At 71.7% G+C, this 13,958-nt stretch carries 8 protein-coding genes; all 8 read left to right on the top strand.

The genetic code is table 11. The features are described 5' to 3' along the window. The first annotated feature begins 172 nt into the window (after nucleotides 1–172). Nucleotides 173–874, top strand: a complete 702-nt coding sequence (locus EX20_RS05005) for an MgtC/SapB family protein (protein WP_011879956.1) — start codon at nucleotides 173–175, stop codon at nucleotides 872–874. Further along, nucleotides 871–1,209: a hypothetical protein gene (locus EX20_RS05010; protein WP_011879955.1), complete on the top strand. Its 339-nt coding sequence runs from the start codon at nucleotides 871–873 to the stop codon at nucleotides 1,207–1,209. Before EX20_RS05005 ends, EX20_RS05010 begins: the two co-directional genes overlap by 4 nt. Further along, nucleotides 1,206–3,425 carry a VTT domain-containing protein gene (locus EX20_RS05015; protein ID WP_014725723.1) on the top strand — a complete coding sequence of 740 codons (2,220 nt, stop codon included), beginning with the start codon at nucleotides 1,206–1,208 and terminating at the stop codon, nucleotides 3,423–3,425. The genes EX20_RS05010 and EX20_RS05015 overlap by 4 nt, the downstream gene beginning before the upstream one ends. Then, the gene (locus EX20_RS05020) at nucleotides 3,416–4,207 is read left to right on the top strand and encodes an endonuclease/exonuclease/phosphatase family protein (RefSeq protein ID WP_034192826.1); all 792 of its coding nucleotides are present in this window, start codon (nucleotides 3,416–3,418) and stop codon (nucleotides 4,205–4,207) included. The genes EX20_RS05015 and EX20_RS05020 overlap by 10 nt, the downstream gene beginning before the upstream one ends. Before the next feature lie 37 nt (nucleotides 4,208–4,244). Further along, a complete protein-coding gene (locus EX20_RS05025; protein ID WP_034192827.1) occupies nucleotides 4,245–4,733 on the top strand; it encodes a phage protein NinX family protein in 489 nt (162 codons plus the stop codon). Between the two features lie 195 nt (nucleotides 4,734–4,928). Further along, nucleotides 4,929–8,330 carry an alpha-1,4-glucan--maltose-1-phosphate maltosyltransferase gene (locus EX20_RS05030; protein ID WP_051974382.1) on the top strand — a complete coding sequence of 1,134 codons (3,402 nt, stop codon included), beginning with the start codon at nucleotides 4,929–4,931 and terminating at the stop codon, nucleotides 8,328–8,330. Continuing rightward, nucleotides 8,330–11,740, top strand: coding sequence for a maltose alpha-D-glucosyltransferase (gene treS, locus EX20_RS05035; protein ID WP_034192828.1), 3,411 nt, complete (start codon nucleotides 8,330–8,332; stop codon nucleotides 11,738–11,740). The genes EX20_RS05030 and treS overlap by 1 nt, the downstream gene beginning before the upstream one ends. Beyond that, nucleotides 11,737–13,938, top strand: a complete 2,202-nt coding sequence (gene glgB, locus EX20_RS05040) for a 1,4-alpha-glucan branching protein GlgB (protein ID WP_034192829.1) — start codon at nucleotides 11,737–11,739, stop codon at nucleotides 13,936–13,938. Before treS ends, glgB begins: the two co-directional genes overlap by 4 nt. Nucleotides 13,939–13,958: the final 20 nt, after the last annotated feature.

The raw sequence follows: 13,958 nt of genomic DNA on the forward strand, positions 1-13,958 counted from the left end.
CCCCCTGTGCTTATCTGCGATGACATGAAAAAAATGCGCGCCGCATGATCGGCGCGCACGCCGCGCTGCCCGCGCGCATACGACATGCCCGCGCCTCCGCGCCCGGCACGCCCCTTGCGTCCCCATTGCACATCGCACCGCTCCGGTACGCCAGATAAAAAGGGAGGCCACGATGATCGGCCATATCGAACTTCTCGGACGCCTGCTGCTCGCCGCGCTGCTCGGCAGCGTGGTCGGGCTCGAGCGCGAGCGACTCAACTGGGCCGCGGGCCTGCGCACGCACATGCTGGTGTGCGTCGGCTCCGCGCTCGTGATGCTCGTCTCGATCTTCGGCTTCGCGGACGTGCACGGGCAGGCAGGCGTCGTGCTCGATCCGTCGCGGGTCGCCGCGCAGGTGGTGTCGGGCATCGGCTTTCTCGGCGCCGGCTCGATCCTGCTGCGCGGCGAAGTGGTGCGCGGGCTGACGACGGCCGCGAGCCTGTGGGCCGTGGCCGGCATCGGCCTCGCCGCGGGCGGCGGCATGTACGTCGCGGCGCTGGGCGCAACCGCGATCGTGCTCGTGATCCTCGCCGGCGTGAAGCCGCTCGAGCGCCGCTTCATCGCGCAACGGCAGCAGCGCACGCTGCGCCTCGTCGTCGAGCGCGGAGGCCTCACGCTCGCGACGCTGCACGACGCGCTCGGCAACGGCCGCGTGCGCGTGAAGCGTTTCATCGTCCAGCAATCCGACGACGACCCCGATACCGACGACATCTCGGTGTCGTTCTCGCGCACGAGCGGAGCGGAATTTGCGGCGATCTGCCGGACGCTGAAGGGCATCACCGGCGTGCGCACCTGTTGCCCCGACAACGACAACTCGTCAAGGAGTTTCGCGTGACCCAGACGCGCCTGCTCTCCTACCTAGTGACGAGCCAGCTCGCGGCGCGCATGCGCGGCGGCGAGTGGCTCACCGTCAGCCAGGTCGTCGGCGCGCTGCGCGCGTGGCTCGCGTGCCATCACGCCGAATGCGACTGGCTCGACCGGATCAGGATCGCGCACGCGTCGCTGCTGATCGCGCAGGGCATCTACGAGATCGCGTGCGCGTACGGCGACCCGGAAGGCGTCGAGCGGATTCGCATCGACCTCGCGTCGCCCGAGCTGAAGGCGTTGCGCGCGCGCTGCGACGTGCTGCTGCAACGTATCGACGGCAACCGCGACGCCGGCGCCCGATGAGCACGCCCGACCAGACGACGCACCGGCCGTTCGCGGCCAACGCGCGCGACGACGCCGTACCGGCCTGGTCGCCCGCGAACGAGCCCACGCGCCACGGCCTGCTCGAACGCGGCCGCAACTGCGACGCGATCCGTCATGCGGACCGCTTCACGACGCTGGTGGACGGCGCCGCGTATTTCCCGACGCTGCGCGCCGCGTTGCGCCGCGCGCGCCACACGGTGTTCGTCCTCGGCTGGGACGTCGACAGCCGGATGCAGCTCGCGCCCGACGGCGCGGACGACGGGCTGCCCAACACGCTCGCCCCCTTCCTGCACGCGCTGGCGACCGCGCGGCACAACCTGCGCATCTACGTGCTCGCGTGGGACTTCGCGATGATCTACGCGCTCGAGCGCGACTGGCCGCCGGTCTATCGCGCGGCGTGGCGCGCGCATCGCGGCATCCGCTTCCGCCTCGACGACTCGCATCCGCGCGGCGCGTCGCATCATCAGAAGCTGGTGGTGATCGACGACCGGCTCGCCTTCGTCGGCGGCCTCGACCTGACGGTCGCGCGCTGGGACACGTCGGCCCACGCAGCCGACGATCCGCGCCGGCGCGACGCGCGCGGAATGCCGTACGGGCCGTTCCACGACGTGCAGGCGATGTTCGACGGCGACGCGGCCGCCGCGATCGGCGAGCAGGCGCGCACGCGCTGGTTCAATGCGTGCGGGCGCCGCATCGCGATCCGCGCGCATCGCCATCTCGATCGCGAGGACGACGTCGATCCCTGGCCGCCCGGCGTACCGGTCGACGTGCGCGACGTGCAACTCGGCATCGCCTATACGGCGCCGCGGCATCGCGACCGCGAACCGGTGTCGCAGGTGCGCGCGCTGGTGGAGGACACGATCCGCGCCGCCCGTCGCCATCTGTACATCGAGAACCAGTATTTCACCGCGGCGGTGGTGCGCGATGCGCTGAGCGCGCGCCTCGCCGACCCGCACGGGCCGGACGTCACGGTGGTCGCGCCGCGCGTGCAGAGCGGCTGGCTGCAGGAGGCGACGATGGGCGTGTTGCGCGCGCGGCTGCACGGCACGCTGAAGTCGGCCGACCGCTTCGACCGCTACCGCTTGCTGTATCCGCACGTCGACGGCCTCGGCGACGGCTGCGTGAACGTCCACAGCAAGCTCGCGATCGTCGACGACGAATGCGTGGTGATCGGCAGCGCGAACCTGAACAACCGCTCGATGGCGCTCGACACCGAATGCTGCGTCGCGCTCGTCGCGGCCGGCGAGCCGCGCATCCGCGCGGCGATCGCCGCGTTGCGCGACCGGCTGCTCGCCGAACATCTCGGCACGACGCCCGCGGCCGTCGCCGACGCGTTCGCGCAGCCGGAACGGCCGAATGTCGCGCTCGACCGGCTGCGCGCGAAGGACGGACGCACGCTGCGCACGCTGGAGCCGGCCGTGACGCCGCAGCTCGATGCGCTGGTGCCGGTCAGCGCGCGCCTCGACCCCGAGCAGCCGATCGAGCCGGACCGCTTCGTGCGCGAGTTCGTCCCGCAGGAGCAGCATCGATCGCTGACCGCGCGTTTCTTCGTGCTGGGGGCGGCCGTGCTGCTGATCGCGGCGCTCGCGCTCGCGTGGCGCTTCTCGCCGCTCGGCCACGAGCTGAACGTCGCGTCGCTCGCGCGCGCGGCAATGCGCGCCGCGCAACTGCCGGGCGCGCCCGCGCTGCTGCTCGCCGGCTACGTGCTCGCGGCGACGCTGTCGGTGCCGATCACGCTGCTGATCACCGTAACGGGCCTCGTGTTCGGCGCGTGGCCGGGCCTCGCCTATGCGTCGGTCGGCACGATGGCGGCCGCGGCCGCGACCTACGGGATCGGCCGCTGGCTCGGGCGCGACGCGGTGCGACGGCTGGCCGGCTCGCGCGCGAACCGGCTCAGCGAACGCATCGGCCGGCGCGGCGTGGTCGCGATGGCCGTGCTGCGGCTCTTGCCGATCGCGCCGTTCACGATCGTGAACCTGGTGGCCGGCGCGTCGCACATCGGGCTGCGCGACTACCTGATCGGCACCGCGATCGGGATGCTGCCGGGCATCGTGCTGACGGTCACCTTCGCGCACCAGCTGACCGCCGCGTTGAGCCATCCGGATCCCGGCGCGTTCGCGTGGCTCACGGCGATCGGCATCGCGCTGGTCGGCCTGTCGGTGCTGCTCGTCCGGGCGCTGCGACGATGGCGCTGAGCACGCAAGCGGCGCCGCCGCCGGACATCGTCACGTCGGACGCCGCGCCGGCCGGCGCGCCGCGCGGGCACGACCTGCGGATCGCGACGTACAACATCCACGGCGGCTACGGCGCGTGGCCCGCGCGCGCGGTCGAGCGCATCGTCGCGGTGATCCGCGAGCTCGATGCGGACGTGATCGCGTTGCAGGAAGTGCCGCTCGGCGGCACGCGCGCGCCGGACGTGCTCGCGCATCTGCGCGACGCGACCGGCATGCACGCGGCAGCCGGCCCGACCATCGACACGCCGGAGCGCCGCTACGGCAACGCGGTGCTGTCGCGCTGCCCGATCCGCGCGGCGCGCACGCTCGACCTGTCGTTTCATCAGCGCGAGCCGCGCGGCGCACTCGACGCGGACATCGACTGCGGCGCCGGCCCGATCCGCGTCGTCGCGACCCACCTCGGGCTGTCGGCGAACGAGCGCAGCGCGCAGGTGCAGCGGCTGCTCGCCGCGTTCGACACCGGCGCGATGCCGGTGATCCTGATGGGCGACATCAACGAATGGTTCGTGCGCGGCCGCGCGCTGCAGGCACTGACCACGCGGTTCCGCCGCGCGCCCGCGCCGCGCACGTTCCCGACCGCGTGGCCGGTGTTCTCGCTCGACCGCATCTGGATCCACCCGGGCGAGCTGCTGGTCGACGTGGCCGTGCATCGCAGCATGCTCGCGCGCCACGCATCCGATCACTATCCGCTGGTCGCGCAGATGCGCGTGGAGCCGGGCGCGGGCACGCCGCTTGCGGGCTGAGCGCAGTCCCTTTATGGAGCCTCACGGAGCCTTGCCCATGCGAACCGACGAACTCACCGGAACGGCCCTCGATTACTGGTGCGCACGCGCATTGTGCGCGGACGACGAAGACACGCTGAGCTTCACGGCCGTCGAGCCGCAGGTGATCGTGACCGCCGCATGCGACGCGCTGCGGCGGCTCGACGCGCAGTTCGCGCCGTCGGCGTCGTGGGCCGATGCGGGCGCGGTGCTCGAGCACGCGGTCGAACTGCGCGTGGTGCGGCGCGCGGACGGCGTCGAATGCGATGCGCGCTTCGACGACGGCCCGTCGACCTGCGCGGCCCGCGCGCCGAACCTGCGCGTCGCGTTGCTGCGCGCGTTCGTGCGCGCGCGCTTCGGCGACGAAGTCGACACGCCGCCGACGTTCGCCCACCGGATGGAGCGCGGCATGCCGGTGCGGCACGACGTCGGCGTGCCGATTCCTTCCACCGACCACGATCCAGCCACGGGCGAAAGCTCGGATATCCGCTCGATCCCGCGCATGTGACGCAGCGCGATGCCGGGCCGCCGCCGCGCAAGGGATGCAGATGTCGTGCCACCCGCATGTAAAAACGACAGCGTGACGCACGCGCCGCCCCGCGCACCCGCTGCCGTGCGCGGCGCGGTGCGCCAAACGGAGCAGGCACGCCGGTTGCGACGCAAACCGCCGTCCGCCCTTCGTCACGATCCTCATCCGCACCTCATGAACGTCACATCGCCCTTCGCCCCGCATGTCTACTTCTGCGACGCGCGCCTCGTCGGCCCGCTCGACGCATGGCCCGCCACGTTCGCGCACATCGCGGGAATGGGCTTCGACCACGTGCTGATCGGCAGCTTCTGGGCCGCCAGCACCGCGGGGTTTCCGCGTCACGTCGCCGATTTCCACCGGCCGGCCGCGGCCTTCGCGACGCGCGCCGGCGCGGTCGAAACCTTCTCGCGGCTCGCGCAGCTCGCGCACGGTCACGGCTTGCGCGTGATGCTCGAAGTCGTGCCGGACCGCATCGCGCGCGTCAACCCGCTGCGCAGCGAGCATCCGGACTGGTACGTCGAGCGCGCGCACGACGACGCCCTGATCGACCCGCGCAGCGCCGCGCACGAGATGGACGTCGCGCACGCGCAGCTCGGCGACGATGCGCCGCACGACGCGCACGACGGGCTCGGCGCATGGTGGAGCAAACATCTCGTCACGTACGCGGATGCCGGCGCGGCCGGCTTCCTGATCGACGCGCCGCAGCGTCTGCCGGCCGCATGGTGGCCCGCGTGGCGCGCGGCGCTGCGCCGCGCGCGCCCCGACGTCGCGGTGCTCGCGGGCGTGCCCGGCCATGCGCGCGACGCGCTCGTGCAGCTGGAGGCGGCCGGCTTCGACGGCGTGTTCTCGTCGGCGCGCTGGTGGGATCTGCGCGCGCCGTGGTTCGTCGACGAGCACCGGCTGCTGCGCCGCATCGCGTCGCCGATCGCGTGCCCCGATGCGTTCGACGGCCCGCGCATCGCGGAAGACTGGCATGGCGCATCGGACGAGGTGCTGGTGCGCGCGTACCACCGCGCCATGTGGACCGCGGCGGCGCTCGGCACCGGCTGGCTCGTGCCGATGGGCTTCGAGCGCGGCGTCGCGTTGCCGCTGATGACGCACGACGCGGATGCCGCGCGCTATCGCGCCGCGTTCGACGGCGCGCGCTTCGATCTGTCGGGCGCGCTGGCCGATGCGAACGCGTGGCGCCGCGCGACGCCGCTGGCGGCGCAACGCGGCGAGATCGCGCAATTGAGCGCGCCCGGCGCGACCGCGACCGTACTGCTGCGCGGCAGCGGCCCGTCGCTCGAACACGACGACACGGCGCTCATCGTCGCGCTGAATCCCGATCTGGACGCGCCCGCACTCGTCGACCCGGCGGCGATCCTGCCCGGCGTGCCGGGCGGCTTCACGCACGTCGCCGCGCCCGGCGGCACGCGCAAGCGCGGCTCGGCCGCGCTCGAGGCGTTCACGCTGGAGCCGGGCGGCTATGCGGTGCTCGACGCCCGGCGCGCCCCGTCCGCGACGACGCGCGCCGACGCGGCCCGCGAGCGCACCGCGCTATCGGCGGCGCTCGCGGCCGACCGGATCGCGATCGAGCGCGTCGAGCCGGCCGTCGATGGCGGGCGCTTCGCGATCAAGCGCGTGATCGGCGACACGCTGGTTGTACACGCATCGATCTTCACGGACGGCCATGCGCATCTGTCGGCCGTGCTGCAATGGCGCGCCGACGACGAGGACGACTGGCGCGAGGTGCCGTTCATCGCCGAGCCGAACGATCGCTGGCACGCGAGCGTCGTGCTCGACCGGCTCGGCCGTCACGCGTTCCGCGTGGTCGCATGGCGCGACGACTGGGCGTCGCTCGTCACCGACGTCGCGAAGAAGCGCGCAGCCGGCCAGGACGTGATGCTGGAGCTGCGCGAAGCGCAACTGCTGCTCGCGACCGCGCTGAAACAGGCCGCGCCGGCCGACCGCCGCGCGATCGCGCAGATGCAGCGGCTCGCCGACGAATTCGGCGACGCGTCGCACGAAGCGCGGCTCGCGATGCTGGGCGCACCGGCGCTCGCCGACGCATACGCGGCGCTGCGCTACCGGCCGTTCGTCACGCACGACGAGACGGTGTACGCGGTCGAGGTCGAGCGCCGCGCCGCGCGCTTCTCGAGCTGGTACGAGATGTTCCCGCGCTCGGCGAGCAACGACGCGCATCGGCACGGCACCTTCGACGACGTGATCGCGCAGCTGCCGCGCATCCGCGACATGGGCTTCGACGTGCTGTATTTCCCGCCGATCCATCCGATCGGCACGACCGCGCGCAAGGGCCGCAACAACACGCTGAGCGCCGGCCCCGACGACGTCGGCAGCCCGTATGCGATCGGCTCGCCCGACGGCGGCCACACGGCCGTGCATCCGCAGCTCGGCACGCTCGAGTCGTTCCGCACGCTGGTCGACACAGCGCGCGCGCAGGGGCTCGAGATCGCGCTCGATTTCGCGATCCAGTGCTCGCCCGATCATCCGTGGCTCGCCGCGCATCCCGGCTGGTTCGCGTGGCGCCCGGACGGCACGCTGCGCTATGCGGAGAATCCGCCGAAGCGCTATCAGGACATCGTGAACCCCGACTTCTACGCGCCCGATGCGCTGCCCGTCCTGTGGGTCGCGCTGCGCGACGCCGTGCTGTTCTGGATCGAAGCCGGCGTGCGGATCTTCCGCGTCGACAACCCGCACACCAAGCCGTTGCCGTTCTGGGCGTGGATGATCGCGGACGTGCGCGGCAGGCATCCGGACGTCGTGTTCCTGTCGGAGGCGTTCACGCGGCCCGGGATGATGTACCGGCTCGCGAAGGTCGGCTTCTCGCAGTCGTACACGTACTTCACGTGGCGCGAGACGAAGCACGAGTTCATCGAGTATCTGACCGAGCTGACGGCCGGCCCGCCGCGCGAATTCTTCCGGCCGAACTTCTTCGTCAATACGCCCGACATCAATCCGCGCCACCTGCAGAACGCGCCGCGCTCGCAGTTCGTGATCCGCGCGGCGCTCGCGGCGACGCTCGCCGGCTCGTGGGGCATGTATTCGGGCTTCGAGATCGGCGAGTCCGCGCCGCTGCCCGACAGCGAGGAATATGCGGACGCCGAGAAATACGAGCTGCGCGCGCGCGACTGGAGCAAGGCCGCGCATATCGGCGGCGAAGTCGCGCGGCTGAACCGCGCGCGGCGCGACCATCCGGCGCTGCAGACCCATCTCGGCCTCACGTTCGTCCCTGCGGACAACGATCAGGTGCTCGTGTTCGTGAAGGCGACGCCGGCCCACGACAGCGTCGTGGTGGTGGCGATCAGCCTCGACCCCTGGCATCCGCAGGCCACCGACTTCACGCTGGACGCGTCGCTGTGGCGCGGCTTCGGGCTGGTCGACGGCGAGCCGCTCGACGCGCTCGAACAGGACGCCGCCCATGCGGAGACCTGGCGCGGCCATCGTCAATACGTATCGCTCGACCCGCACGTGCGGCCGTACGCGATCTGGCGGCTCGCGCCGTCGCCCGGCGCCGCGCGAGCGGCGGCGCCCGAGCCGGGCGAGGCCCGGCGCCTTTCGGGAGCACACGGATGATGAAACGCGAAGATTCCCTCGACGACGTGCGCCGCGCCCAGTTCACGTCCGTCGCACCGGCCGGCACCGCGCGCGCACGCCGTGCGCGGCGCCGCGAGCCCGCACTGAGCACGGACGATCCGCTGTGGTACAAGGACGCGATCATCTACCAGGTGCACGTGAAGTCGTTCTACGACTCGAACAACGACGGGATCGGCGATTTCCCCGGTCTGATCATGAAGCTCGACTACATCGCCGAGCTGGGCGTCGACACGATCTGGCTGCTGCCGTTCTACCCGTCGCCGCGCCGCGACGACGGCTACGACATCGCCGACTATCGCGGCGTACATCCGGACTACGGCACGCTCGCCGACGTGCGCCGCTTCATCCGCGAGGCGCATGCGCGCGGCATCCGCGTGATCGCCGAGCTGGTGATCAACCACACGTCGGACCAGCACCCGTGGTTCCAGCGCGCGCGGCGCGCCAAGCCCGGCTCGACGCATCGCGACTACTACGTGTGGTCCGACACCGACACGAAGTACGCGGGCACGCGCATCATCTTCCTCGATACGGAAACCTCGAACTGGACCTACGATCCGGTCGCCGGCCAGTACTACTGGCACCGCTTCTACTCGCACCAGCCGGACCTGAACTTCGACAACCCGGCCGTCGTGCGCGAGGTGATCCAGGTGATGCGCTTCTGGCTCGACCTCGGCATCGACGGGCTGCGGCTCGACGCGGTGCCGTATCTGGTCGAGCGCGAAGGCACCAACAACGAGAACCTGCCCGAGACGCACGCGATCCTGAAGCGGATTCGCGCGACGATCGACGCCGAGTATCCGAACCGCATGCTGCTCGCGGAAGCGAACCAGTGGCCGGAAGACGTGCAGGAGTATTTCGGCAACGAGGACGAGTGCCACATGGCGTTCCACTTCCCGCTGATGCCGCGCATCTACATGTCGATCGCGAGCGAGGACCGCTTCCCGATCCTCGACATCATGCGGCAGACGCCGGCGCTCGCGCCGAGCAACCAGTGGGCCGTGTTCCTGCGCAACCACGACGAGCTGACGCTCGAGATGGTGACCGACTCCGAGCGCGACCTGCTGTGGCAGACCTACGCGAGCGACCGGCGCGCGCGGCTGAATCTCGGCATTCGCCGCCGCCTCGCGCCGCTGATGGAGCGCGACCGGCGCCGCATCGAGCTGATCAACTCGCTGCTGCTGTCGATGCCCGGCACGCCGGTGATCTACTACGGCGACGAGCTCGGGATGGGCGACAACATCCACCTCGGCGACCGCGACGGCGTGCGCACGCCGATGCAATGGTCGTCGGACCGCAACGGCGGCTTCTCGCGCGCCGATCCGGAATTGCTGGTGCTGCCGCCCGTGATGGGCTCGCTGTACGGCTATGACGCGATCAACGTCGAGGCGCAGACGCGCGACCCGCACTCGCTGCTGAACTGGACCCGCCGCATTCTCGCGACGCGCCGCGCGACCCAGGTGTTCGGCCGCGGCACGATCCGCTTCCTGCGCCCCGAGAACCGCAAGGTGCTCGCCTACCTGCGCGAGCTGGACGGCCACGAGCCGGTGCTGTGCGTCGCGAACCTGTCGCGCGCGTCGCAGGCGGTCGAGCTCGATCTGTCCGAATTCGCGGGCCGCGTGCCGATCGAGATGACGTCGGACTCGCCGTTCCCGCCGATCGGGCAGCTCACCTACCTGCTGACGTTTCCGCCGTACGGCTTCCTGTGGTTCGTGCTGTCCGAGCACGGCCGCGAGCCGTCGTGGCGGCAGCCGCAGGCCGAGCCGCTACCCGAATACGTGACGATCGTGATGCGGCGCGGCGAGCAACGGCCCGACGTCGGCCAGCTGCATACGCTCGCGCACGACGCGCTGTCGTCGTGGCTCGCGCGGCGCCGCTGGTTCGCGTCGAAGGACCGCAAGATCGGCGACGCGCGGCTGAACGTCGTCACGCCGATGCCCGACGAGCCGTTCCAGTACGCGGAGGCATGGGTGACGACCCACGGCGGCGACGTCGAACGCTACGTGGTGCCGCTCGCGGCCGCATGGGGCGGCGAAACGTCGAACCCGCTGTTCGCGCAGCTCGCGCTCGCGCGCGTGCGGCGCGGCCACACGGTCGGCTATCTGACCGACGCGTTCGCGCTGCCGGCCTTCGCGCGCGGGATGTTGCGGATGCTGCGCGACGGCGCGACCGTGCCGACTTCCGACGGCGGCCGCCTCGAATTCCTGCCCGAGCAGGCGCTCGCCGCGCTCGATCCGGGCGACGATGCCGAAGTGCGCTGGCTCGCCGCCGAGCAGAGCAACAGCTCGCTCGTGATCGGCGATGCGATCGTGCTGAAGCTGGTGCGCAAGGTCGCGCACGGCGTGCATCCGGAAGCGGAGATGAGCCGCTACCTGACGCGGATCGGCTATGCGAACACCGCGACGCTCGCCGGCGAGGTCGTGCACGTCGATCCCGACGGCACGCCGCACACGGTCGCGATCCTGCAACGCTACGTCGACAACCAGGGCGATGCGTGGACGCGCTCGTTCGACTTCCTCAAGCGCGCGATCGACGAGCTGGCGCTGCCGGCCGTCGGCGACGGCGAGCCCGCGGAGCGCGACGGCGAGCCCGATGCGCTGCTCGGCTACGCGGCGTTCGCGGGCGTCGTCGGCACACGGCTCGGCGAGTTGCACGTCGCGCTCGCGCAGCCGTCGGACGACGCCGCGTTCGCGCCGGAGCGCGCGACGCCCGAGCACGTCGACGGCTGGTGCGTCGACGCGATTGCCTCGTTCGGCCATGCGCTCGACGTGCTCGCCACGCGGCTCGACGCGCTCGACCCGAGCGCCCGCGACGCGGCCGAGACGCTGCTCGCGTCGCGCGACGCGGCCGTGCAGGCGCTCGGCGCGCTGGTGCCGCGCACCCTCGACGCGGTCTGCACGCGCATCCACGGCGACTTCCATCTCGGCCAGGTGCTCGACGTGCAGGGCGACGCGCTGCTGATCGATTTTGAAGGCGAGCCGGCGCGCGCGCTCGCGCGCCGCCGCGCGAAGTCGCATCCGCTGCGCGACGTCGCCGGCTTGCTGCGTTCGCTGTCGTACGTGAGCGCGACCGCGCAGTTCGCGATCGAGAAGGTGCCGCCGCAGGCGGCCGGCCGCAAGCGCGCGTTGTTCGACCGCTTCGGGCAGGCAGCCGCGGACCGCTTCGTCGAGTGCTATCGCGCGGCGGCCGAGCACGCGCCGGAACGCTTCGTCGATCCGCGCTACGCCGATCGCCTGCTCGCGCTGTTCCTGATCGACAAGGCGTCGTACGAGCTCTGCTATGAAGCCGCGAACCGCCCCGACTGGCTCGGCGTGCCGGTCGGCGGGCTCGCCGCGCTCGTCGAACGCCTGCTGGACGCGCACGCCGCGTCCGACCACGGAGGCACCCGATGACCGACACGCTGTTCGACCGCCGCGATATCGACGCCCTGCTCGGCGGCCGCCATCCCGATCCGTTCGCGTGTCTCGGCCCGCACGGCGAGGCCGGGCGCACGGTGGTGCGCGTGCTGCTGCCCGGCGCGCTGCGCGTGCGCGCCGTGACGCCCGGCGGCGACGAGCTCGGCGCGCTCGCGTGCGTCGACGACGCCGGCTGCTTCGCCGGCACGATCACGCACGACGGCCGCTACCGGCTCGCGATCGAGTGGCCCGACGCGCAGCAGGTGACCGACGACGCCTACGCATTCGGCACGCTGCTCGACGACGCCGCCCTCGCACGCTTCGCGGCCGGCGACCCGGCCGCCGTGCTCGACTGCCTCGGCGCGACGCCCATCCGCGTGGACGGCGTCGACGGCGTGCGCTTCGCCGTATGGGCGCCGAACGCGCAGCGCGTGTCGGTGGTCGGCAACTTCAACAGCTGGGACGGCCGCCGCCATCCGATGCGGTTGCGCCGCCCGTGGGGCGTGTGGGAGCTGTTCGTGCCCGGCATCGGCCCGGGCGAGCACTACAAGTACGAGCTGTGCGCGGCCGATGGCAGCCTGCTGCCGCACAAGGCCGACCCGTGCGCGCGCGCGACCGAGGCGCCGCCACGCACCGCGTCGGTGGTCGCCGATACGGCCGCGCTCGACGGCTTCGGATGGCACGACGCGGGCTGGATCGACGCGCGGCCCGATCCGGGGCGGCGGTTCCGGGTGCCGTGGTCGATCTACGAGGTGCATGCCGAGTCGTGGCAGCGCGTGCCCGAGGAGATGGACCGCAGCGCGACGTGGGACGAGCTCGCGGAGCGGCTGATTCCGTACGTGAAGGGCATGGGCTTCACGCACGTCGAATTCATGCCGATCTCCGAATACCCGTTCGGCGGCTCGTGGGGCTACCAGCCGCTCGCGCAGTTCGCGCCTTCCGCGCGCTTCGGGCCGGTCGACGGCTTCGCGCGCTTCGTCGACCGCGCGCATGCGGCCAGCATCGGCGTGATCGTCGACTGGGTGCCCGCGCATTTTCCGAACGACGCGCACGGGCTCGCGCAGTTCGACGGCAGCGCGCTGTACGAGCACGCCGATCCGCGCGAAGGCATGCATCCGGACTGGAACACCTGCGTGTTCAACCTCGGGCGCAACGAGGTCAGCGCGTTCCTGATCGCGTCGGCGCTCGCGTGGGCGCGCCGCTATCACGTCGACGGGATCCGCGTCGACGCGGTCGCGTCGATGCTGTACCGCGACTATTCGCGCAAGGAAGGCGAATGGGTGCCGAACGTGTACGGCGGGCGCGAGAACCTCGAATCGGTCGCGTTCCTGCGCACGCTCAACGACGCGCTGCACGGCGCGGCCGCGCCGGCGGGCGTCGTCACGATCGCCGAGGAGTCGACCGCGTGGCCGGGCGTGACCGCGCCGACCGGCGACGGCGGGCTCGGCTTCGACTTCAAATGGAACATGGGCTGGATGCACGACACGCTCGCGTATCTGCACGAAGACCCGATTCATCGCCGCTATCACCACGACCGGATGACGTTCGGGCTCGTCTATGCGTTCTCCGAGCGCTTCGTGCTGCCGCTGTCGCACGACGAGGTCGTGCACGGCAAGGGCTCGCTCGCCGCAAAAATGCCCGGCGACGCGTGGCAGCGGCTCGCGACGCTGCGCGCGTACTTCGGCTTCATGTGGGCGCATCCGGGCAAGAAGCTGCTGTTCATGGGCAGCGAGTTCGCGCAATGGTCGGAGTTCGCGCACGACGCGACGCCGCACTGGGATCTGCTCGACGCGCCCGCGCACCGCGGCGTGCAGCGGCTCGTGCGCGACCTGAACCGCGCGTATGCGGCCGAGCCGGCGCTGCATGCGCTCGACTGCGATGCGGCCGGCTTCGCGTGGCTGATCGGTGACGATCGCGACAACAGCGTGCTCGCGTTCGCGCGCCGCGACGACAGCGGCCGCGTGGTGGTGGCGATCTGCAACTTCACGCCGGTGCCGCGCAGCGGCTATCGCGTCGGCTTGCCCGCGCCCGGACAGTGGCGCGAACTGATGAACACCGACGCGGCCGTGTACGGCGGCACCAACGCCGGCAACGACGGCGCCGTGTGGGCGCAGGACGTGCCCGCGCACGGCCAGCCGTGGTCGGCGACGTTGCACCTGCCGCCGCTCGCGACGCTGTGGCTGACCCCCGCATGACCCATCACGCTTTCAACACG

Origin of the sequence: Burkholderia sp. WP42, from assembly GCF_000745665.1 — a bacterium.
GTDB lineage: Bacteria > Pseudomonadota > Gammaproteobacteria > Burkholderiales > Burkholderiaceae > Burkholderia > Burkholderia vietnamiensis.